This window comes from Aeromonas bivalvium (genome assembly GCF_000819765.1).
GTDB lineage: Bacteria > Pseudomonadota > Gammaproteobacteria > Enterobacterales > Aeromonadaceae > Aeromonas > Aeromonas bivalvium.
Genome location: NZ_CDBT01000063.1, coordinates 241,349 through 264,364, shown reverse-complemented (window position 1 = coordinate 264,364; position 23,016 = coordinate 241,349). Strand labels below are relative to the sequence as shown.

Annotated in this window: 20 protein-coding genes and 1 tRNA gene; 8 read left to right on the top strand and 13 right to left on the bottom strand. The window is 61.7% G+C overall.

The annotated features are described in order from the left end of the window. Position 1 precedes the first annotated feature (1 nt). Positions 2 to 640 (top strand): AhpA/YtjB family protein, encoded by a 639-nt coding sequence (locus BN1119_RS19320; protein WP_042002096.1) that lies wholly within the window; start codon positions 2 to 4, stop codon positions 638 to 640. A 3-nt stretch (positions 641 to 643) separates the two neighbouring features. Here BN1119_RS19320 and BN1119_RS19315 read toward each other — a convergent pair whose 3' ends face one another. From BN1119_RS19315 to BN1119_RS19260, 11 genes are all read right to left on the bottom strand, one after another. Beyond that, positions 644 to 1,408: an RT0821/Lpp0805 family surface protein gene (locus BN1119_RS19315; RefSeq protein WP_244463765.1), complete on the bottom strand. Its 765-nt coding sequence runs from the start codon at positions 1,406 to 1,408 to the stop codon at positions 644 to 646. A gap of 197 nt (positions 1,409 to 1,605) precedes the next feature. After that, positions 1,606 to 2,322, bottom strand: coding sequence for a purine-nucleoside phosphorylase (gene deoD, locus BN1119_RS19310; protein WP_042002093.1), 717 nt, complete (start codon positions 2,320 to 2,322; stop codon positions 1,606 to 1,608). Between the two features lie 145 nt (positions 2,323 to 2,467). Continuing rightward, entirely contained in the window at positions 2,468 to 3,676 is a 1,209-nt protein-coding gene (locus tag BN1119_RS19305; protein ID WP_042002091.1) for a phosphopentomutase, read from the bottom strand. Between the two features lie 14 nt (positions 3,677 to 3,690). Continuing rightward, positions 3,691 to 5,022, bottom strand: a complete 1,332-nt coding sequence (gene deoA / locus BN1119_RS19300; protein WP_042002089.1) for a thymidine phosphorylase — start codon at positions 5,020 to 5,022, stop codon at positions 3,691 to 3,693. Positions 5,023 to 5,104: 82 nt separating this feature from the next. Continuing rightward, positions 5,105 to 5,878 (bottom strand): deoxyribose-phosphate aldolase, encoded by a 774-nt coding sequence (deoC, locus tag BN1119_RS19295; RefSeq protein ID WP_042002087.1) that lies wholly within the window; start codon positions 5,876 to 5,878, stop codon positions 5,105 to 5,107. A gap of 387 nt (positions 5,879 to 6,265) precedes the next feature. Beyond that, on the bottom strand, positions 6,266 to 6,436 hold the full coding sequence (locus BN1119_RS19290) for a XapX domain-containing protein (RefSeq protein WP_042002084.1): 171 nt from the start codon (positions 6,434 to 6,436) through the stop codon (positions 6,266 to 6,268). Positions 6,437 to 6,557: 121 nt separating this feature from the next. Continuing rightward, positions 6,558 to 7,832 (bottom strand): NupC/NupG family nucleoside CNT transporter, encoded by a 1,275-nt coding sequence (locus BN1119_RS19285; protein WP_042002081.1) that lies wholly within the window; start codon positions 7,830 to 7,832, stop codon positions 6,558 to 6,560. A 225-nt stretch (positions 7,833 to 8,057) separates the two neighbouring features. Then, positions 8,058 to 8,831, bottom strand: coding sequence for a TatD family hydrolase (locus tag BN1119_RS19280; RefSeq protein WP_042002078.1), 774 nt, complete (start codon positions 8,829 to 8,831; stop codon positions 8,058 to 8,060). Positions 8,832 to 9,204: 373 nt separating this feature from the next. Beyond that, positions 9,205 to 9,714, bottom strand: coding sequence for a GNAT family N-acetyltransferase (locus tag BN1119_RS19270; RefSeq protein WP_209434939.1), 510 nt, complete (start codon positions 9,712 to 9,714; stop codon positions 9,205 to 9,207). 122 nt (positions 9,715 to 9,836) lie between these two features. Beyond that, positions 9,837 to 11,192, bottom strand: coding sequence for a 23S rRNA (uracil(1939)-C(5))-methyltransferase RlmD (gene rlmD / locus BN1119_RS19265; RefSeq protein WP_042002069.1), 1,356 nt, complete (start codon positions 11,190 to 11,192; stop codon positions 9,837 to 9,839). Between the two features lie 135 nt (positions 11,193 to 11,327). Then, positions 11,328 to 11,413 (bottom strand) — tRNA-Leu (locus BN1119_RS19260). A gap of 142 nt (positions 11,414 to 11,555) precedes the next feature. On the opposite strand from BN1119_RS19260, the gene BN1119_RS19255 reads away from it, so the two are divergent. Then, entirely contained in the window at positions 11,556 to 12,080 is a 525-nt protein-coding gene (locus BN1119_RS19255; protein WP_042002066.1) for an RDD family protein, read from the top strand. A 65-nt stretch (positions 12,081 to 12,145) separates the two neighbouring features. Here the strand turns inward: BN1119_RS19255 and lptG are convergent, their stop codons facing one another. Together lptG and lptF are read right to left on the bottom strand one after the other, a co-directional pair. Further along, the gene (gene lptG, locus BN1119_RS19250; protein ID WP_042002062.1) at positions 12,146 to 13,216 is read right to left on the bottom strand and encodes an LPS export ABC transporter permease LptG; all 1,071 of its coding nucleotides are present in this window, start codon (positions 13,214 to 13,216) and stop codon (positions 12,146 to 12,148) included. Positions 13,217 to 13,340: 124 nt separating this feature from the next. Next, on the bottom strand, positions 13,341 to 14,465 hold the full coding sequence (gene lptF, locus BN1119_RS19245; protein WP_042002059.1) for an LPS export ABC transporter permease LptF: 1,125 nt from the start codon (positions 14,463 to 14,465) through the stop codon (positions 13,341 to 13,343). A gap of 171 nt (positions 14,466 to 14,636) precedes the next feature. Between lptF and pepA the strand changes: the two genes are divergently transcribed. The 6 genes from pepA (at position 14,637) to pbpG (ending at position 22,760) form a co-directional block, all read left to right on the top strand. Beyond that, positions 14,637 to 16,145, top strand: coding sequence for a leucyl aminopeptidase (pepA, locus tag BN1119_RS19240; RefSeq protein ID WP_042002056.1), 1,509 nt, complete (start codon positions 14,637 to 14,639; stop codon positions 16,143 to 16,145). A gap of 162 nt (positions 16,146 to 16,307) precedes the next feature. Continuing rightward, positions 16,308 to 16,760 (top strand): DNA polymerase III subunit chi, encoded by a 453-nt coding sequence (locus BN1119_RS19235; RefSeq protein WP_042002054.1) that lies wholly within the window; start codon positions 16,308 to 16,310, stop codon positions 16,758 to 16,760. 53 nt (positions 16,761 to 16,813) lie between these two features. After that, a complete protein-coding gene (locus BN1119_RS19230) occupies positions 16,814 to 19,666 on the top strand; it encodes a valine--tRNA ligase (RefSeq protein ID WP_042002051.1) in 2,853 nt (950 codons plus the stop codon). Between the two features lie 153 nt (positions 19,667 to 19,819). Beyond that, entirely contained in the window at positions 19,820 to 21,124 is a 1,305-nt protein-coding gene (locus tag BN1119_RS19225; protein ID WP_042002048.1) for a hemolysin family protein, read from the top strand. Positions 21,125 to 21,129: 5 nt separating this feature from the next. Next, on the top strand, positions 21,130 to 21,801 hold the full coding sequence (locus tag BN1119_RS19220) for a DedA family protein (protein ID WP_042002045.1): 672 nt from the start codon (positions 21,130 to 21,132) through the stop codon (positions 21,799 to 21,801). A 200-nt stretch (positions 21,802 to 22,001) separates the two neighbouring features. Then, the gene (gene pbpG, locus BN1119_RS19215; RefSeq protein WP_409337756.1) at positions 22,002 to 22,760 is read left to right on the top strand and encodes a D-alanyl-D-alanine endopeptidase; all 759 of its coding nucleotides are present in this window, start codon (positions 22,002 to 22,004) and stop codon (positions 22,758 to 22,760) included. Positions 22,761 to 23,016: the final 256 nt, after the last annotated feature.

Genomic DNA, 23,016 nt, shown 5'->3' with positions numbered 1-23,016 from the left:
CTTGCGTCATATGCCCGTCAAACGCCTGCTGAGTCTGGGCGCCGGTATCGCCCTCGGCTGCTGGGTTCTGGCCCTGTTGATCCACATGCAGAGCGCCAGCCAGGCGGCCCTGCACGATCAGGCGCGTACCCGGGCCCAGGCTCTGGTCAGCTATGCCAGCCGGGACATGCGCCGCTGGCTGAAGGAGGATAACGAGAGCGAGCTGGCGCGGCTGGCCCAGGAGCTGGCCCTCTCCCCCGAGATCCTGGATGTCACCCTCTATGACGCCAGGGGCGTTCCCCTGGCCCAGTCTGACAACGCTCTGCCGCTGGACAGCCTGCTTCCCATCGGCCAGGACAATGCCAGCCCCCCGACATCCGGCAAGGGGCGACTCCCCTATGTCGAAGAGATCCTCGAGGGTGACAAGACCCTTGGCTATCTGAGGATCACCCTGGAAGAGCAGCTGATGCTGGCCAAACAGGATACCCAGCTAAAGGTGAACCAGGAGAAGCAGCGGCTGATGCTGCTGGTGATGCTGCTGGCGGGATTGCTCATCTCCTACGGCGTGCGCCGCAACTACATGCGAGTACGCAAGCACAAGAAAAAGAGCGCCCAACCGAGCGCTCCCGATGGCAGCGAACCCCCACCAGGGCTCAGTTAAGTCTCAATCAGAGACCAGCTCCCAGGAACCATCCGGGTTCTGGCATGCCGTCCCGTAGGCATCCTCCTTCTTGCCAGCCACCGTGATGGTCTGCTGGAACTCACGGCAGTAGCGGCCGTTGTTGCTGGTCCCCTCCCGCACCGCCGTCACCGAGCCCGATGCGCTGCCGTCGCTCCAGGTGACGGCTTGATTCAGGGGGGCCGTGGTTGCCTGCACCTGGGCCGCTTCATGCTCCCGCTGTTGAGCTTCGTTGAGGTTATCCAGTATTTTCAAGGTGATGGCAGTAAAGGCCAGCCACTTCCAGGCATCATTGTCGTCATAGTAGTTGCCATAGCCGTTGTACCAGTGGCCATAGGGCCGCACCACCACCACGTCACGATAGACCCGGTGTCGATCGGCGGGCACCGCTATCCTGTTGTGCTTGTTGTTGATGTAGACGGTGTTGCCCTCAATGCTGCGGCTGTTGTCGATGCGATGATCCCGCTGGCCGGTGAGATTGCGCTCCTGGTGCCTGATCTGCCCCTCTCCCCCGTGCACCTTGCCGCCCTTGACGGGGGTATTGAGCCAGCTGCCCTTGAAGCTCACCATCTCCTGATTGTTCCTGCGCGCGGGCACCGCCTTGTGCTGGGCCGTCCTCGGTTGGACTGCCCTTTGCTGAGGCGCCCTGTGTTGCACCCTGGGTTGCTGCGCCCTGTGCTGTAACCTGCCTTCCGCCGCCCACACCGCCTGCCAGGCCTGAGGGACGGCCAGCGCGAGGGCAAGGATCATAGTGGTGAGCATCTGTCCTTTTTTCATCGCCTGAGCCTCTGTTGGGGGTCAGGTGAGAGTATAGGCGCCGATCTGATGCCTCTCTTTTCCTGTTCCCTGGCGGCCTCCTCCCCGTGCCAAGGCTGAAGGGATGCTGGCCATCGACCATAAAAAAACGGCGACCCCGAGGTCGCCGTTTTGCATGATGTGAATGGGGATTACTTGTCGCCCAGCAGCACGGAGTCCAGTGCGATCTCGATCATGTCGTTGAAGGTCAGCTGACGCTCTTCGGAGCTGGTCTGCTCGCCGGTACGGATATGGTCGGAGACGGTGCAGATGGTCAGGGCACGGGCACCGTACTCGGCAGCCACGCCGTAGATGCCGGCGGCTTCCATCTCGACACCCAGTATGCCGTATTTCTCCATGACGTCGAACATGGAGGGATCCGGGGTGTAGAACAGGTCGGCGGAGAAGATGTTGCCCACGCGCACCGGCGTGCCCTTGTTCTTGGCGGCCTGCACGGCATTGGCCACCAGATCGAAGTCTGCGATGGCGGCGAAGTCGTGATCCTTGAAGCGCAGACGGTTGACCTTGGAGTCGGTGCAGGCACCCATGCCGATCACCACGTCACGCAGTTTCACGTCTTCACGCACGGCACCGCAGGAGCCCACGCGGATCAGGGTCTTCACGCCATAGTCCTTGATGAGCTCGGTGGCGTAGATGGAGCAGGACGGGATGCCCATGCCGTGGCCCATGACGGAGATGCGACGGCCCTTGTAGGTACCGGTGAAGCCGAGCATGCTGCGCACATCGCACACCTGCTCGACGTTCTCCAGGAAGGTCTCGGCGATGTACTTGGCACGCAGGGGGTCGCCCGGCATCAGTACGGTGTCAGCAAAGGCGCCATCTTTTGCATTGATATGAGGAGTTGCCATTCTCTTGATTCCTTCACACTAGGTTGAGTTTTATTGTTTTATAAAATTGCCCGCCACCTGAGTGGCAGGCGGGTCAGTTACAAAAAGCAGAGACCCTGCTGCAATCGGGCAGAGCGCACCTGAAGATGCCGCCCTGCCCAGGGCATCAGAGGAAGCTGGTGCCGTATTGCAGCTTGGGCAGACCGTGGTAGGCCGCTATGCTCTGGCCGATGTCGGCGAAGGTCTCGCGACGGCCGACGGAGCCCGCCTTGACCGGCTTGCCGTAGAACAGCACCGGGATGTATTCACGGGTGTGGTCGGTGCCGCTCCAGGTCGGATCGCAGCCGTGGTCGGCGGTCAGCACCACCACGTCGCCATCTTGCAGTATCTCGAACAGCTCCGGCAGGCGGGAGTCGAAATACTCAAGCGCATCGGCGTAGCCCTTGACGTCACGGCGGTGACCGTAGGAGGAGTCGAAGTCCACGAAGTTGGTGAAGACGATGGTGTTGTCACCGGCCGCTTTCACCTCTTCCAGGGTTCTGTCCCACAGCTCGGTCAGGCCCGTGCCCTTCACCTGCTTGGTGATGCCCTGCTGGGCATAGATGTCGGCGATCTTGCCGATGGAGACCACCTGGCCCCCTGCATCCTTCATGTAGTCCAGCACGGTCGGCGCCGGCGGCAGCACCGAGTAGTCGTGACGGTTGCCGGTACGCTTGAAGTCGCCCTTGCCGCTGCCCACGAATGGACGCGCGATGACGCGGCCTATGTTGTAGGGCTCCAGCAGCTCGCGCACTATGTGGCACAGCTCATAGAGCTTCTCGAGGCCGTAGGTCTCTTCGTGGCAGGCAATCTGGAACACGGAGTCGGCAGAGGTGTAGAGAATGGGCTTGCCGGTACGCATGTGCTCTTCGCCCAGATCGTCCAGCACCTGGGTGCCGGAGGCGTGGCAGTTGCCGAGGTAACCCGGCAGGCCTGCCTTCTCGACGATGGCGTCCAGCAGCTCCTGGGGGAAGCTGTTGTGGTGATCGTGGAAGTAACCCCACTCGAACAAGACGGGCACACCGGCGATCTCCCAGTGGCCGGACGGGGTGTCCTTGCCGGAGGAGAGCTCCTGGGCGAAGCCGTAGGCCCCGACCACCTCGATATCTTTCTTCAAGCCAGCCGGGAAGTAGCCGGAAGCCTGCTCCCCCGCGTGGCCCAGGCCCAGCTTGTTGAGGTTCGGCAGCTTGAGGGCGCCACGGCCTTCAATCTCACCGGCGGCGCAAGCCTTGGCGATATGGCCAAGGGTGTTGGCGCCCACGTCTCCGAACTTCTCGGCATCGGCGGCAGCGCCAATACCGAAGGAGTCCATCATCAGAATAAAGGTACGTTTCATGGGTGTTCCCCCTGTTACAAATCGGCCAGACCGATGCGACGGTAAACCTCGGGCAGTGCCTTTGGTCGGGTGTCACCGATCTTCACGGCAGCCTGCACCATGCGGGCGGCCTCGGCAAATTGGGCTTCTGTTTGAGCGTGGATCAGGGCGAGCGGCTTGTCAGCCTCGACGCTCTGCCCCAGGCGGATAAAGTCGGTCAGACCGACCGCATAATCGAGCTTGTCCCCGGCGGCGCGGCGACCACCCCCCATGGCCACCACGGCCAGGCCCAGTTCGCGGGTATCCATGGCGGTGACGAAGCCGCTCTGCGCCGCATACACGGGGCGCACTATGGCGGCCTTGGGCAGGTAGGCGTCGTAGCGCTCCATGAAGTCCACCGGACCACCGAGGCCGGTCACCATGCGACCGAAGATCTCGGCTGCCTTGCCGTTGTCCAGCACCGCCTGCAGTTTGCGGCGGGCATCGCTATCGTCGCTGGCGAGGCCCGCGGAGATCAGCATCTCGGCGCACAGGGCCAGGGTCACTTCGTGGATGCGCGGGTTGCGGTATTCACCGGTCAGGTAACGCACCGCCTCGCGCACTTCCACGGCGTTGCCGGCGCTGGAGGCCAGCACCTGGTTCATGTCGGTCAGCAGTGCCGAGGTGCGGCAGCCGGCACCGTTGGCCACGGCCACAATGCTTTTCGCCAGCTCTTCGGAGGCCTCAAAGGTCGGCATGAAGGCGCCGGAGCCCACTTTCACGTCCATCACCAGGGCTTCCAGACCGGAGGCGAGCTTTTTGGAGAGGATGGAGCCGGTGATCATGGCGATGGATTCGACGGTGGCCGTGATGTCACGCACCGCATAGATACGCTTGTCGGCCGGAGCGAGATCGCCGGTCTGGCCTATGATGGCCACACCCGCCTCTTTCACCACTTTCAGGAAGCGATCGTTGTCGACCGAGGTCTGGTAGCCGGGAATGGCATCCAGCTTGTCCAGGGTACCGCCGGTGTGACCCAGGCCACGACCGGAGATCATGGGCACGAAACCGCCGCAGGCGGCGACCATGGGGCCCAGCATCAGGGAGACGACGTCACCCACGCCACCGGTGGAGTGCTTGTCGACGATGGGGCCACCCAGATTGAGGTGGTCCCAGGCCAGCACCATGCCGGAATCGCGCATGGCGCAGGTCAGGGCGACCCGCTCATCCATGGTCATGTCCTTGAAGTAAACCGCCATGGCCAGGGCCGCTATCTGCCCTTCGCCTATGGTGTTGTTGGTAATTCCCTGGACGAAGAATTGAATCTCTTGGGTACTGAGCGCTTCACCGTTGCGCTTCTTGCGAATAATTTCTTGAGGTAAAAACATCTTTCATTCCCTCCGTGCATCACGCACGAACACAGACCGAACCAAACCAGAAAGGGGGCGGCGCACCGCCCCCTGTCACCACTTAGTAACCGCTGGTATTGGCGGGCTTGTCGCCGTGGCCCAGGGTCGCCAGCAGGCTGGCCAGCAGGCTGGAGGCACCGAAGCGGAAGGTGCGCGGGGAGACCCACTCCATGCCCAGGATCTCTTCGGCCATGGCCAGGTACTGACCCGCCACGGCGGCGTCTTTCACGCCACCAGCAGGCTTGAAGCCCACTTTCGGGTTCTTGGCCTTGATCACTTCCATCATGATGCGGGCAGCTTCAGGAGTCGCATTGACCGGCACCTTGCCGGTGGAGGTCTTGATGAAGTCGGCACCGGCGTCGATGGAGATCTCGGAGGCGCGACGGATCAGCGCCTCTTCCTTCAGCTCGCCGGTCTCGATGATCACTTTCAGCAGCGCCTTGTCGCCACAGGCTTCCTTACAGGCTTTGACCAGATCGAAACCGATCTGTTCATTGCCGGCCATGAAGGCGCGGTACGGGAAGACCACGTCCACCTCGTCGGCACCGTAGGCGACGGCGGCACGGGTCTCGGCCACGGCGATCTCTATGTCGTCGTTGCCGTGGGGGAAGTTGGTCACGGTGGCGATGCGCACGTCGGCGGCGCCGATGTCACGCAGGGTCTTGCGCGCGATGGGGATGAAACGGGGGTAGATGCAGACGGCGGCAGTCAGGCCGGCCGGAGACTTGGCCTTGTGGCACAGATCGATCACCTTCTGATCGGTGTCATCATCGTTCAGGGTGGTCAGATCCATCAGGTTCAGGGCGCGTTGGGCGGCCAGTTTCAGATCGGTCATGATATTCTCCAAAGTCTTTGATTAAGCCCGGCAAGGGGACATGTCAGCTGCGACAACACCATTTGCTGACAGGTTCCACCCAGCTTGGGGGCATGGAAATACAGTGCGACTGCACGGGCAATAGACTGTAAATAAGGCAAGAGCCCTGTCACTTTCTTACAAAAGTGCGGACTTGGTTCCATGAAGACTTGAGACAGGTCATGCACATCAGAGCCTGGTTCCCAATCAATTCCATTTGACCGCCAACACCCGATCCCATCGGGTATTAGTCAATGCCAGCACCCTGCTGGCAATGCCTATTTCAGCCGAGATACCCCCTGTTTGCAAGCCGGATTTGCCAATTCCAGGGGTATCTCACACCGGGCAAATCCGTCTGTTCATCCCGTTCTAAGAGAAGAAACGGGTCACTAACCAGGAGTAGGCGATACCGCCAAGATAGACTCCTACGATCCCCATCACCCCGGACAATACCGGGGGGGCCGGGATCGGCAACTTGAGGAAGGAAAACAACAAGCCGACGATGAAGCCAGCCGCCATGGCCAGTAGCACTTCGTTCATAACACCTCCGTGTGACTCACGCTTTCTTATCAGTCTAGGGAGGAAAACGGTTGTCAGCCCCCCAAATGCGAACGCCACAGCATCTGCTGTGGCGTTCGGCTTAAGGCTTGTCTGACCGCGGTTACATGGCGGACAGGGCCAGGAAGAAGCCTGCGATGGTAGCAGACATCAGGTTGGACAGAGACCCGGCCAGTACGGCTTTCAGACCGAAGCGAGCGATGTCGCCGCGACGGTTCGGTGCCATGGAGCCCAGACCACCCAGCAGGATGGCAACGGAGGAGAGGTTGGCGAAGCCGCACAGAGCGAAGGAGATGATCGCCTTGGTGTGGTCGGACATGGCCACGCCGTTGATCAGCACTTCATCTTTCAGGTAGGGGGCGAAGTTCAGGTAAGCCACGAACTCGTTCACTACCAGCTTCTGGCCGATGAAGGAACCGGCGACGGTCGCCTCGCTCCAGGGTACACCGATCAGGAAGGCCAGCGGGGAGAAGATCCAGCCCAGCAGCAGCTCCAGGGAGAGTTGCGGGTAACCGAACCAGCCGCCCACACCGGAGAAGATACCGTTGATCATGGCGATGAGGCCGATGAAGGCCAGCAGCATGGCGCCGACGTTCAGGGCCAGTTGCATACCGGAGGAAGCACCGGCAGCGGCGGCATCGATCACGTTGGCAGGCTTGTCGTCCAGGTCGCCATCGGCGCTGTTTTCGTCATAGTTCGGGCTCTGGGTTTCCGGCACCAGCAACTTGGCGAACAGCAGACCACCGGGGGCGGCCATGAAGGAGGCGGCGATCAGGTATTCCATCTTGACGCCCATGGCGGCATAACCGGCCAGGACGGAACCGGCAACGGAGGCCAGACCACCACACATGACGGCAAACAGCTCGGAGTCGGTCATCTTGCCGATGAAGGGACGCACCACCAGCGGCGCTTCGGTCTGACCGACGAAGATGTTGGCCGTCGCGGACAGGGATTCGGTACGGGAGGTACCCAGCACTTTCTGCAATGCGCCGCCCAGCAGCTTGATGATCAGCTGCATGATGCCCAGGTAATAGAGCACAGCAATCAGAGAGGAGAAGAAGATGATGACCGGCAGAACACGGAAGGCAAATACGAAGCCACCGCCACCAAATACTTCAAACATCTTGTCGCTGACCAGGCCACCGAACAGGAAATTAATACCGTCCTGGCCATAGCTGATGACACTGGAGACGGCACTGGATACGCCGACCAGAATATCGCGGCCTACCGGAACATACAGAACGAATGCCCCCAGACCGGCTTGAATAACAAACGCACCTGCCACGGTACGTATATTGATTGCCTTGCGGTTGCTGGAGAACAGCACCGCGATAAGGATGAGTGTTGCCATCCCTACCAGACCCATGATCAAACTCATTGTTATCTTCCTCGTAGTAGCACCTTCCAACTTGTTAATAAGTTGTGTCCCAAACTTATCAATCAAGGGTGCGCATTATACTAACTGGCTCGCGACAAAGTATAAGGGCGGTCACATTTCGTAAGCATCAAATCGGCTAACTGGCGTTAAATTAGACCGCAAACGATTTTTATCCGGCATTTTTTTCGCCCCGAACTCCCATTGAGTTATCGGAGTGTTAAATATCTATTTACTGAGATGGAAAATATCTTGAGTGGATTCATATAACACCGCAGCAACATGCGAAACAGGCAAACGTTTGAGCGCTGCCAATTCATCCAGCACCCGCAGCAGGGACAAAGGGGTATTGCGCATGCCCTGATGGCCACAAAGGGGCATGTCGGGAGAGTCGGTCTCCAGCAAGAGAGCCTCAAGCGGCATGGCCGCCACCGCCTCCCGGGTCTTGTTGGCCCGCTCATAGGTGATGGTGCCCCCTATCCCCAGCCTGAAGCCCAGCTCCCAGAAGCGCTCGGCCTGGTGCAGGGAGCCGCTGAAGGCATGGATCACGCCGCCCCGGCCGGGTCTGTGGCGACGCAGCAGCTTGAGCACAGTGTCGTTGGCCCGCACCGAATGCACGATCAGCGGCAGATCCAGGGTCATGGCCAGCCTCACTTGCGCCTCGAACAGTTGCTGCTGGCCCGCCTGAGGCAGATGGGAGCGCCCATCCAGACCGCATTCGCCGATGGCCACCAGACCCGAAGGCCGCTGCTGCACCAGCGTCGTCAGCCGGGCCATCACATCCGGGGGTTGCTGCGCCACGAAACAGGGATGAACCCCAAGGGCAAAGCAGATATCGGGCTCCCTGGCCGAGAGCGCCATCACCCGCTGCCAGTTGTCGGCGCCGATGGCGGGCACCATGAATCCGGTGATGCCGCGCAGGCGACATTCGGCCAGCAGGCCGGTGCGGTCGGTATCAAACTCGGGGGCGTCGAGGTGACAATGGCTGTCAAACAAGGGCATGGAACATGGGCTCGCTATATAAGGAAAGAGCGTGGCCACCGCCAACGGATGGGCCACGACAGGTCTGAGTTTAGCCCCACCGGCCCGGGGCATCATAGCGGCTCATCGGCGCCCGTGCCGCTCGGCCGTGCACCGATCGTAGGCCTCTGCGCATGGCTCCGACTCTTCGCCGCGATCGGCCCGGGCCTCGTCACGCCTGGGGGTGCAACAACGGCCATACTCGGGGGCCAGCCCCCAACGCCGTGACCAGGCATCATACCGGGCCAGCCAGGCCAGCAAGCTCTGCTTCATAGTCTGCTCCTTGCGCCACTGTATCTGCCCACCAGCCTGCCTCATCCCTCCTCTCTGACCAAGGATTGGCACGCCAGCGGCATCATGGCTCGCTGAGCGGCAACAGCAGCCCCATGCTGATCTCGTCGACATAGCCCTCGTCCAGCCGATACGCCTGCCGCCGCAGCCCCTCATCCAGGAAACCGCACTTGCGATAAAGTGAATGAGCCACCTCGTTATGGGCCATCACCCCCAGCTCCAGTCTGCTGATGCCGCAATCCGGCGCGCTCGCGATCAGGGTACGCAGCAGCCGCTCGCCCCAGCCCTGGCCGCGCGCACTCGACCGCAATCCCATCACCACCAGGGCGCAGTGGCGGTTGCGCGCCAGGCCGCCGCCGATGAGCACGGCAAACCCCTGCACCTCTTCGGCCAGCACCAGCAGCCACATGGCCTGATTGGGGACCTCTGCCATGGCCGCGAGCCGCTGGCGCTGCCCCTCGATATTTGAGGGGCGCTCCCCCGCCTCATAAAGCATGAAGCGGGTCTCCCGATCCTGCTGCCCAAAGAAGTGACCCAGCGCCGCCGCATCCTCCACGTCCGCCAAACGAATCATCACCCCGCTCTCCCTGCCTGGTTGTCATGCCGGTCTACGGCCATAAAAAAACGACTCCATTTGGAGTCGTTTTTATCAGGGCCATCTGGCTAATGCCATGTCCTCATAGCGCAGCAGCCCGCTCAGGCCTGCGCCGGCAGGCGGCTCAGGCGGGCGACTGCTTCCACGTGCATGGAGTGCGGGAACATGTCCACCGGCTGCACCTCGTCCAGCACGAAGCCCTGCTTGACCAGCCAGGCGAGATCCCGGGCCAGGGTCTGGGGGTTGCAGGAGACATAGACCAGGCGGCGCGGTGCCATGGCGACCAGGGTCTGCAGCACCGCCTTGTCACAACCCTTGCGGGGCGGATCCATCACCACCACATCGGCGGTCACGCCCTGGGCGTGCAGCTCGGGCATCAGTTGCTCGGCCTTGCCCACGTGGAATTCGGTGTGCTCTATGCCGTTCAGGGCGGCGTTGCGGCGGGCATCGCTGATGGCGCTCTCCACCGACTCTATGCCCACCACCTTGGCGGCCTTGCCAGCCAGGAACAGGGAGATGGTGCCGATGCCGCAATAGATGTCGAACACAGTCTCGTTGCCGGTCAGCTCGCTGTATTCCAGCGCCTTGGAGTAGAGCACATCGGTCTGGCTCGGGTTGTTCTGGAAGAAGGAGAGGGGCGAGATCTCGAACGCGAGCTCGTGGATCTTGTCGCGGATCACCCCTTCCCCCAGCAGCACCCGGTTGCTCGTTCCCAGGATGCGGTTGGTGCGCTCGTCATTGATGTTCTGCACCAGCGTGGTGATGGGCAGATCGCTTAAGATAGCCAGCAGTTCGGCCTCGAAGGGCAGCGCTTCACCCAGGGTCACCAGCACCACCATCAGCTCGCCGCTCTTGAAGCCCTTGCGGGTCATCAGGTTGCGCACGCAGCCGGTGTGGGCCACCTCGTCATAGGCGGCGATGTCGTGCTCGCGCATCCAGCCACGCACCCGGGCATTGAGCTCCACATGCAGGGAGTCCTGCACCGCGCAGTCGTCGGCGGTGATGAGATCATGGGAGTGCTTGCGGTAGAAGCCTATTTCGGCGCCGGCCTCGCTGCCACGCACGGCGTACTGCGCCTTGTTGCGGTAGGCGAAGGGGCTGTCCATGCCGAGGATGCGGTTGACCTGGGTCTCACCCAGCCCGACCTGCTCCAGCGCGCTCTGCACCAGGGATTGTTTCAGCTTGAGCTGGGCCGGATAGGCCAGCGGGCGCACCTGGCAGCCGCCGCACTCTGTGTTGGGGCAGAAGTCGGGAACCCTGTCGGCGGACGGCTGGGTCAGCTCGACCAGCTTGCCGTGCAGATAGTTCGGCTTGACCTCGGTCAACTCGACCAGCGCCTGCTCACCGGGCAGCAGACCCTCGACAAACAGGGGGCGATCGAACAGGCGACCCTTGCCATCCCCCTTGTCGGTCAGTTCCTGAATATCGATCTGATGTTGGTGTCCCACTAACGGCATGAGCGGCTCCGAAGGCATAGAAGAAAGGGTGGAAGCAGGGCTGACCCGGCTACCCCAAATAAAGGGTGGCAGAGTTTAGCGGAGATCGGCCCAAATTGCAGGCACAAAAAAACCAGCATTGAGCTGGTTTGATGATGGTGCCCGGGGTCGGACTCGAACCGACACGGTTATTCACCGGCGGATTTTGAATCCGCTGCGTCTACCGATTTCGCCACCCGGGCAACTGCGAGGGATTATACGAATGGCGCCTGACCATGCAAGGTGTTTTTCGCAGGCCTCTCGCTGTTTGCTCATTTATTCAACGTCTTGCCGTCGATTGCCCAGTTACTTAGAATGCCCTCAACTTCTTGATGGAAAACCCCCATGGCCAAGCGCAAGTCAGTCACGCCTCCTCCGGCGACGCCCCCCGTCCACACTCACCCCTCCGCAGGTCTGTTGCGCCGTCTAGGCGCCCTGCTCTATGACTACCTGGTGGTCATCTCGCTGCTGGTGATCGCCGGCTTCATCGGCATGGGGGTGGCCCAGTTGCTGCTCGCCACCGGCCTGGCGACCGTGCCCGAGGGCAGAGATGCCAGCTGGCTGCTGACCAGCCCCCTCTACAGCGCCTGGCTGGCGCTGGTGATCATGGGTTTCTATGTCTGGTTCTGGACCCGGGCCGGCCAGACCATCGGCATGCGCGCCTGGCGGCTGCGCATCCAGAATGTGGATGGCAGCAATATCCGCATCACCCAGGCGCTGATCCGGCTCGCCACGGCGGCATTCGGTCTGGGCAACCTGATGTGCCTGCTGGGCGGCGAGCGGCCCAAGGCGTTTCAGGATATCTGGGCTGAGTGCGAGGTCATCGTGCTGAGCAAGGATGAGAACCTAAACATGCTCAACAAGTCATGACTAAGAGCAGACAGCAGAAAGGGCACCCAGGTGCCCTTTCTTGTTTCTAGCCACTGTGACCCTATCTAGCGCCTGCGACTGAGGATATAGAGGGACACACCGCCGAACAGCAGGCTGGGTGCCACGGCCGCTATGATGGGGGGCACCGAATAGACCAGGCTGACCGGGCCGAACACCCGATCGCTCACATAGACCACGAAGCCGGTCATGATCCCCATCAGCATCCGCGCCCCCATGCTCACCGAGCGCAACGGCCCGAAGATGAAGGAGGAGGCCAGCAGTATCATGGCCACCACCGAGAGCGGCGCCAGCAACTTGCGCCACAGCTCCAGCTTGTAGCGCCCCGCATCCTGCTTGTTGGCATCCAGATAGCCGACATAGTCCCGCAACCCGGAGATGGAGAGGTTCTCGGGATCTATGCTGACCACCCCCAGCTGCTTGGGGGTGAGATCCGATTGCCAGGTCATCTGTGGCAGATCCTCACTCACGACCCGGGTCGGATCATCGAAGCGGGTGGCATGGACCGATTTCAGTACCCAGTGGTGCTGCTCGAACATTCCCTCCTGGGCCTGCACCACATCGATCAGCTTGCGCGCCGGGGTGAAGCGGTAGAGGGTGATGCCGGTCAGGGCGCCATCGTTGCGCACCCCGTTGATGCTGACGAAGTTGTTGCCGTCCCGCGCCCATACCCCGGACGCCGAGATGGTCAGTCGCCCCTCGGACATGGCACCGGCCTTGATATCGTCTGCGGTGCGCTTGGCGATGGGAGCCACATACTCACCCACCAGGCTGAACACCAGCATCAGCGGAATGGCCGTCTTGAGCGCCGCCACCACTATGCTGAGCTTGGAGCGACCCGCCGCCTGCATCACCACCAGCTCGGAGCTGCTCGCCAGCTGGCCGAGGCCGATAAGACCACCCAGCAGGGCCGCCAGCGGGAAGAAGAGCACCGCCTCCTTGGGCATGGAGAGCATGACAAAATAGAAGGCGCTCACCATGTCATAGTTGCCGTCACCGACCGACTTGAGCTGCTCCACATACTTGATGAGGGCGGAGAGGCCGACCAGGGTCACCTCGCACAGCAGGATCGACATGAAGATGACCCGGCCTATGTATCTGTCGAGAATGCCAAACATCAGCAGAGGTTCCTATATTGCAGCATCATGCTTTTTCTCTTGGAATATCGCGCACCGCAGAGGTTCGACTTAAAGGCGACCCCATCAACATGCCTGGCGAGAATGTCACACATCGGCAGAATCCCTATTTGGCAGCATCGGCGGATCCTCCATTGAAGAAGCGCCCCTTGGCCCCGTTCCACCAGGCGGTCCCCTGCAGGTTGAGCGGCACCCCGATCAACAGCAGATAGGCCACCGGCACCCAGAACATGCCGGGCCAGTGGGGCAGGCGGCCGCTGTCGATGGCCGAACGCGCCGCGGACAGCAACAGGAAATAGGAGAGATAGAGCAGGATGGCCGGCAGCAGCTTGGCGTAGCGCCCCTGGCGTGGGTTGACCCGGGCCAGGGGCACCACCAGGAAGGTGAGCACAGGAATGGAGAGCGGCAGGGAGATGCGCCACTGCAATTCGGCCATCAGCTGGTTATCCTGGGTACCGAACAATTCCATGGTCGGCTTGGCCGCCGACTTGCGATTGGAGTGCTCCGCCTCCTGCTGGCGGATCACCAGGCTGTATTCCCGAAAATCGGAGATCTGGAATTTCCTGGTGTTGAAGTCCCCCTCGTAGCGAGAGCCATCCTTCAGGGTCAGCCACTGCAGACCATTCTCATCCACCGTCACCTGACCTTCGGTCGCGATCACCACGGAGGGCGGTGTCGTGCCCTGAGCCCGCTGCAGCACGAAGATCTTCTGCAGCACAGATCCCTTGTCATTGAGATCCTGGATATAGGCCACCAGCTTGCCGCCGTCGAGGTCCATGAAACGCCCCGCCTGCAGGAAGGAGATGCCGGGATCGGCCTTGAACTCGTCGATCACCTGATACTCCCGCTCCTTGGCAAGCGGCGCGACCCAACCTGTGTTGAAACCGGCGACCAGGGCGGTAAGCAGGGCCAGCACCATGGTGGTCAGCATGACCCGGCGCGGGCTCACCCCCACCGCATGCATCACAGTCATCTCACTTTCAGCATAGAGACGACCGTGAGCGAACAAGATGGCCAAAAACAGACTGATTGGCAGCATCAGCAGCGCCATGTTGGGCAGGTTGAGCAGCATCAGGGTGGAGATCAGGCGCGTCGGCACCTCGCCATCGGCGGCATCGCCAATGATCTTGATGAATTGCTGGCTGACGAAGATAAGCAGGAGTACGAACAGCACCGCCAGCTGGGTTTTCAGGGTTTCCCTGAACAAATATCGGAAAACGATCACAGTCATTCCCAAGTAAACTTGTGTTTTTAGTCGAATGCCTGAAAAATAGGGCCCTATATTGGATTTTTACCAGTTTGAACTGCGGAGCCTGTGGCTGTTCGCTCCGCCTCTGATACCCAACAAGCACTGCATTATTCAATAAAAGGTGCCTTTTGTCTTTAGGATGTAGGAGATTCCATGGAGTTCAGTGTAAAGAGTGGCAGTCCTGAGAAGCAGCGCAGTGCCTGCGTCGTGGTCGGTGTGTTTGAACCCCGCCGCCTCTCTCCGGTGGCCGAACAACTGGACAAGATCAGCGATGGCTACCTGAGCTCGCTGCTGCGCCGTGGTGACCTGGAAGGGAAACCGGGCCAGATGCTGCTGCTCCATCAAGTACCGGGCGTGCTGAGCGAACGGGTGCTGCTGGTGGGCTGCGGCAAGGAGCGGGAGCTCGACGAACGCCAATACAAGCAGATCATCAACAAGACCATCACCACCCTGAACGAAACCGGCTCCATGGAGGCTGTCTGCTTCCTGACCGAGTTGCACGTCAAAGGTCGGGACACCTACTGGAAGGTGCGCCAGGCGGTGGAGAGCACCAAGGCGGGCCTCTACAGCTTCGATCAGTTCAAGACCAACAAGGCCGAGCCACGCCGCCCCCTGCGCAAGCTGGTGTTCAACGTGCCGACGCGTCGGGAACTGACCATAGGCGAGAAAGCCATCGCCCACGGCCTGGCCGTGGCGAAAGGGGTGCGCGTCTGTCGCGACGTGGCCAACATGCCGCCCAACGTCTGCAACCCCGCCTATCTCGCCTCCCAGGCCCGTCGTCTGGCCGATGCCTTCGACAACATCACCACCAAGGTGGTGGGTGAGCAGGAGATGGCCGAGCTCGGCATGAACTCCTATCTGGCGGTGGCCCGCGGCTCCGAAAACGAAGCCATGATGGCCATCATCGAATACAAGGGTCATCCCGAGGCCAAGCCCATCGTGCTGGTGGGCAAGGGGCTGACCTTCGATTCCGGCGGCATCTCCATCAAGCCGGCGGACGGCATGGACGAGATGAAATACGACATGGGCGGCGCCGCCTCCGTGCTCGGCACCATGCACGCCCTGGCCGAACTGCAGCTGCCCATCAACGTCATCGGCGTGCTGGCGGGCTGCGAGAACATGCCGGGCGGCAATGCCTATCGCCCGGGGGACATCCTCACCTCCATGTCCGGCCAGACCATCGAAGTGCTCAACACCGACGCGGAAGGTCGCCTGGTGCTGTGCGATGCCCTCACCTATGTGGACAGATTCGACCCGGATACGGTCATCGACGTGGCCACCCTGACCGGTGCCTGCATCATCGCCCTGGGCCACCACACCTCGGGCCTGCTGGCCAACCACAACCCGCTGGCCCATGAGCTGCTGGGGGCCTCCGAGCAGGCGGGCGATCGCGCCTGGCGCCTGCCGCTGTTCGACGAATACCAGGAACAGCTGGAGAGCCCGTTTGCCGACATGGCCAACATAGGGGGCCGTCCGGCCGGCACCATCACGGCCGCCGCCTTCCTGTCACGATTCACCAAGAAATACAACTGGGCCCACCTGGATGTGGCCGGCACTGCCTGGAAGAGTGGCAAGGACAAGGGCGCCACCGGGCGCCCCGTGCCCCTGCTGACCCAGTTCCTGCTCAACCGGGCCGGCGTCGATATCGAAGAGAAGGAGTAACTCCCCTGCCCCTTCCGATGAATGCGTCGGAAGCCAGGGAGTTGCCCAGTACCACAAGGAAGAGGCTCGCCTCTTCCTTGTTTCATTGAGCGTCGGCAGGCATACCCGCCGTCGACCCTCACGGCGGTCAAGCGTCCGTCACAGCCAAACGGGACCAAGCTGATGAGCCAAGTGACCTTTTACCTGATGAGTGCGCCCGACGACGCTCAGGCGTCTGCGGTCGAACGTCTCGCCTGCCAGCTTGCGGCCGATGGCTGGAGCGCGGGCCATATCTACCTGTTCTGCGAAGACGAGGCCCAGGCCCTGCGCCTGGACGAGCTGTTGTGGCAACTGCCGCCGGATCGCTTCGTGCCGCACCAGTTGCAGGGGGAGAGCGGTCAGGCTCCGGTGGAGATAGGCCATCAGCCACCGAAGCGGCGCTATGCCCGCCTCATCAACCTGGCCCGGCAGACACCTTTGTTTGCAGGACACTTCGCTCAAGTGGTAGATTTTGTCCCCACTGACGAAACGCAGAAGCAGCAAGCCCGCGAGCGCTACAAGCACTATCGCCAGGCAGGCCATACCCTCGAGATGAGGGATCAGCCCGTTGCTCCCCCGGATCCGGCGCAGCCCTGACTGCCCCGCGAGATCCAGCACCAGAATCCATCCATCCAGATTACGGCGAGACCATGGAAAAGACTTTTAATCACAACGCCATCGAACAGGCGCTCTACCAGCACTGGGAATCTCAGGGCTACTTCAAGCCCCACGGCGACACCAGCAAAGACTCCTTCTGCATCATGATCCCGCCGCCGAACGTCACCGGCAGCCTGCACATGGGTCACGCCTTCCAGCAGACCCTGATGGACACCCTGATCCGCTACAACCGCATGCAGGGCAAGAACACCCTGTGGCAGGCGGGCTGTGACCACGCCGGCATCGCCACCCAGATGGTGGTTGAGCGCAAGATCGCCGCCGAAGAGGGCAAGACCCGTCACGACTACGGCCGTGACGCCTTCATCGACAAGATCTGGCAGTGGAAGGAAGAGTCCGGCGGCACCATCACCCGCCAGATGCGCCGCCTCGGCGACTCCGTGGACTGGGAGCGCGAGCGCTTCACCATGGATGAGGGCCTCTCCGCCGCCGTCCAGGAAGTGTTCGTGCGTCTCTACGAAGATGGCCTCATGTATCGCGGCAAGCGTCTGGTGAACTGGGATCCCAAGCTCAACACCGCCATCTCTGACCTGGAAGTGGAAAACCGCGAGATCAAGGGCCACATGTGGCACCTTCGCTACCCCCTGGCCAACGGCGCCAAGACCAGCGATGGCCAGGATCACCTGATCGTCGCCACCACCCGTCCGGAGACCATGCTGGGCGATACCGCCGTGGCGGTGAACCCGGAAGACCCGCGCTACAAGGCGCTGATCGGCCAGCACATACTGCTGCCGCTGGTGAACCGTCTGATCCCCATCGTCGCCGACGAGCACGCCGACATGGAGAAGGGCACCGGCTGCGTGAAGATCACCCCGGCCCACGACTTCAACGACAACGAAGTGGGCAAGCGCCACAACCTGCCGATGATCAACATCTTCACCCTGGACGCTCACGTGCGTGCCGAGGCCGAAGTGGTCGATGCCAACGGCAACCCCAGCACCGCCTATGACGCCGCCCTGCCGAGCGAGTTCGCCGGCATGGAGCGCTTCGCCGCCCGCAAGGCCATCGTCGCCAGGCTGGACGAGCTGGGCCTTTTGGCCGAGATCAAGGATCACGTGCTGCAGCAGCCCTACGGCGATCGCGGCGGCGTGCCCATCGAGCCCATGCTGACCGACCAGTGGTACGTGCGCGTGGCCCCCATGGCCAAGACCGCCATCGAGGCGGTGGAAGATGGCCGTATCCAGTTCGTGCCCAAGCAGTACGAAAACATGTACTTCTCCTGGATGCGCGACATTCAGGACTGGTGCGTCTCCCGTCAGCTGTGGTGGGGTCACCGCATCCCGGCCTGGTATGACGAGGCCGGCAAGGTCTACGTGGGCCGTGATGAAGCCGAGGTGCGCGCCAAGCACAACATCCCGTCCGTGACCGTGCTGCGTCAGGACGAAGACGTGCTCGACACCTGGTTCAGCTCCGCCCTGTGGACCTTCTCCACCCTGGGCTGGCCGAACAACACAGAGGCGCTCAAGACCTTCCACCCCACCGACGTGCTGATGAGCGGCTTCGACATCATCTTCTTCTGGATCGCCCGGATGATCATGATGACCATGCACTTCATCAAGGACGAAAACGGCCAGCCGCAGGTCCCGTTCAAGACCGTCTACATCACGGGGCTCATCCGTGACGAAGAAGGGCAGAAGATGTCCAAGTCCAAGGGCAACGTGCTGGACCCCCTCGACATGATCGACGGCATCTCCCTGGAAGATCTGCTGGAGAAGCGCACCGGCAACATGATGCAGCCGCAGATGGCCGAGAAGATCGGCAAGCGTACCGCCAAGCAGTTCCCGGAAGGGATCGAGGCCCACGGCACCGACGCCCTGCGCTTCACCTTGGCGGCGCTGGCCTCTACCGGTCGTGACATCAACTGGGACATGAAGCGCCTGGATGGCTACAACAACTTCTGCAACAAGCTGTGGAACGCCTCCCGCTACGTGCTGATGAACACCGAAGATCAGGATTGCGGCCTTAACGGCGGCGAAATGCAGTTCAGCCTGGCGGATCGCTGGATCCAGTCCCAGCTGCAGCTGGCCATCCGTGACTTCCGCACCGCCCTCGACACCTATCGCTTCGATATCGCGGCCGGCGTCTTGTACGAATTTATCTGGAACCAGTTCTGCGACTGGTATCTGGAGCTGACCAAGCCGGTGCTGGGCAAGGGCTCGGACGCCGAGCAGCGCGCCACCCGTCACACCCTGGTGACCGTGCTGGAGACCCTGCTGCGTCTGGCGCACCCCATCATCCCCTTCATCACCGAGACCATCTGGAAGTCGGTGGCGCCGCTGACCGGTGTCAACGCCGACACCATCATGGTGCAGGCCTTCCCCGAGTTCGATGCCGCCAAGGTAGACGAAGCCGCCATGGCGGATAGTGAGTGGGTGAAGGAGTTCATCGTCAGCATCCGCAACATCCGCGCCGAGATGAACGTGGCGCCGAGCGTGCCCCTCAACGTGCTGCTCAAGTGCGATGGCAAGGACGCCCAGCGGGCCACCGACAACGAGGCCTTCCTCAAGTCCCTGGCCCGCCTGGAATCCATCCGCGTGCTTGGCGAAGGTGAAGTCGCCCCCCTGTCGGTCAAGAAACTGATCGGCAGCACAGAGCTGATGATCCCCATGGCCGGTCTCATCGACAAGGAGGCCGAGCTGGCCCGTCTGGCCAAAGAGGTTGCCCGTCTGGTCGGTGAGTGCGGCCGTATCGAAGGCAAGCTCGGCAACGAGGCCTTCGTCGCCAAGGCGCCGGAAGCCGTCATCGCCAAGGAGCGCGAGAAGCTGGAAGATTACCGTCACCAGCTGGTGAAACTCGAGGCCCAGCAGGCCGAGATCGCCGCCCTGTAAGGGTCACGTCCCTCCCAAGAGCCCCCTGTCAGCAGGGGGCTTTTTTGTGTCCCCTGGCCGCCGCGCCGACGCTCCATCATGAGTTTTACAAGCGCGGCCTCGTCAAATTCATTACACTGCCGCAGTATTCACCCCGTGGAGTTAGCTTCCTGTATGGAAATGTTGATCCTGATTGGATTGATCGTACTGAACGGCATTTTTGCCATGTCTGAAATTGCCATCGTCACGGCCCGCAAGGCGCGGCTCGGCAAACTCGCCGCCGAGGGCTCAGGATCGGCCGCCATCGCCCTGCGTCTGGCCGAGGACCCCACCCATTTTCTCTCTGCGGTGCAGATAGGCATCACCAGCATAGGCCTGCTCAACGGCATCTATGGTGAATCCGTGCTGGCCAAGCCCTTCGCCCTCTGGTTGCAGGAGTGGGGGCTGAGCGCCAGCGGCAGCAGCCTGCTCGCCACCGTACTGGTGGTGGTCAGCGTCACCTATCTCTCTATCGTTGTCGGCGAACTGGTGCCCAAACGTCTCGGCCAGATCAGTCCGGAACGCATCGCCTGCCTGGTGGCTCGCCCCATGCTCTGGCTGGCGACCCTGACCCGCCCCTTCGTCTGGCTGCTCTCCGCCTCGACCCATGGCTGCCTGCGGCTGCTGCGGGTCAGCCAGGAGAACAGCCATCAACTGACCCAGGAGGAGATCCACGCCATGCTGGAGGAGGGCTCCCAGGCCGGGGTCATCGAGGACCATGAGCGCACCATGCTGCGCAACGTGTTTCGCCTCGACGAGCGCCGCCTCGAGTCCATGATGGTGCCCCGCAGCGACATCCGCTATCTGGATCTGGCCCAACCCACCGAGGTCAACCTGATGCGCATGGTGGAGTATGGTCACAGCTTCTTCCCGGTCTGCGACGGCAGCCTCTCCAACCTGGTGGGCATACTCAACGTCAACAAGGTTCTGCACGCCTATGTGCGCGGCGAGGACATCAATCTGGCGGCCCTCACCCAGGATGGCAGCCTGCTGCCAGAGACCCTCAACGGCCTGGAGCTGCTCAACCATTTTCGCAGTCATGCCGAGCACATGGTGCTGGTGGTGGATGAGTATGGCGAGTTGCAGGGGCTGGTCACCCAGCAGGATCTGCTGGAAGCCCTGGCCGGTGACTTTCAACAAGGGGAGGCCCAGGATCACTGGGTCTACCAGCGCGCCGACGGCAGCCTGCTGCTCGACGGCCTCATCCCCCTGCCCGAGCTGAAGGATTGCCTGGGGCTCAACCGGCTGCCGGAAGAGGAGGAACATCACTATCACACCCTGGGCGGCCTCATCATGATGCTGCTGGGGCGCATGCCCCAGACCGGGGATCAGGTTGCCCTGGCCCAGTGGCAATTGGAAATCGTCGACATGGATGGTCTGCGTATCGACAAGGTGCTGGCGACGCCCGTACCCGAGCAGACGGCGCAAGCCGCGGAGTAAACGCGATGGAAGACTTCTATCAACTGGCACACGCCTTCATGCACCATGACCTGGTGACCTTGTCCGATCCCAAGATGGCGTTCATGGTCTGCGGTGTGCTGCTGACGTTTCTGGTACTGGAGAATGGCTTCATCCCCACGGCATTTCTGCCCGGTGACAGCCTGTTGCTGCTGACGGGGGTACTCGTCTATCAGGAGGTACTCTCCCTCTGGGTGGTTCCCCTGCTGATCCTGGCCACCTTCGTCGGCACCTGGCTTGGTTACATGCAGGGCCGCCTGCTCGGCCACACCCGCGCCTACCATCGTCTGATGTCCCACATGGACGAGAAGCACAAGGAGAAGGTGTTTTACCTGCTGGACAAGTACGGCATCCTGACCCTGATCACGGCGCGCTACATCGCCTTCGTGCGCACCGTCTACCCCTATATCGTCGGGGCCACCGAGATCCCCCAGGGGCGTTTTCTGATGGTGAATCTCGTCAGCTCCATTCTCTGGGTCAGCCCCCTGGTCAGCCTGGGCTACTACCTGAGCCACACCAGGCTGGCGGCCCAGTACGAGACCCAGTTCCTCAGCATCATCCTCTACCTGCCGCTGGTGCTGCTCGCCGCCGGTCTGCTGGCCCTGCTCTGGCGCACCCTGCTGCGGCGCAAGCGGGCGCCGGGGCGCCTGTCACCGTAAGCGAAGAGGCCATGGTGACATGGCCTTTTTTAATCACGCTCATTAATAAAATAGCCGTGGCTCCCCTTGTAAAGCCGGGGCAAAAATGCGTGAATCTACCGCCTTTTTTCTCGTGTTGGATGGAGTGTTGTATGAGGGGTCAGATCCGCGCCTTGGCGCTGTTGAGTACATTGGCTGGCCTGTTTCTGCCCGGCCAGGCCATGGCTGCGCCCAACCCGGCCAAGCTGCAGCTGCGCTCGAGCAGCGCCCTGGTGCTGGACGTGAATAGCGGCAAGACGCTCTACCAGAAGAATGCCGCCAGCCGACGCCCCATCGCCTCCCTCACCAAGCTGATGACGGCGCTGGTGGTGCTCGATGCCAAGCAGGATCTCGACCAGATCCTCACCGTGGATGGCCATGATCGCGATACCATCAAGCACACCTACTCCCGGATACGCATGGGCACCAGGATCAGCCGCCGCGATGCTTTGCACCTGGCGCTGATGTCTTCGGAGAATCGCATGGCCTCGGCGCTTGCCCGCCACTACCCGGGGGGACGCGCTGCCTTCATTCGTGCCATGAACCACAAGGCCAGACAACTGGGCATGCGCAACAGCCGCTTCCATGATGCCACCGGCCTCTCCAGCAGCAATGTCTCCACCGCCCAGGATCTGGCCAGGCTCCTCTCGGCAGCCTATCGCCAGCCACTGATCCGCCAGTTCACCCAGGACGGCGATGAGGAGATGCGCTTTCGCACCCCGGACTACAGCCTCCATTTCAACAACACCAACCCCCTGGTCAAGAACCCGGACTGGAATGTACGCCTCTCCAAGACCGGTTTTACCAACGAAGCGGGACGCTGCCTGCTGATGCGCGCCAAACCGGACCGCCAGGAGCTGGCCATCGTCTTGCTCAACTCCTTCGGCAAGCGCACCCCCATCGGTGATGCCAACCGCATTCGCAAGTGGCTCAAGAGCTGAGACGTGAACAAAGGAAGGAGAAAGGATGCTGCGGCATCCTTTTTTATTGCCCGCACAGCGTACTCAGGCACACCTAGCCACCTGGGCAAGGGAGATGATGGCTCGACGGGCGAGGAGGATGCCTGGAGACCATGGTGAGGCGACCTTGCCAGGCACAGGGACAGCCGTGCCTGCTGGCAAGGACATGGCCCAGGATGGACGAAGCGACAGGAGAGAAGGCGGAACGCCATGACAGGGCGAGAGGGCAGGCGAAGCT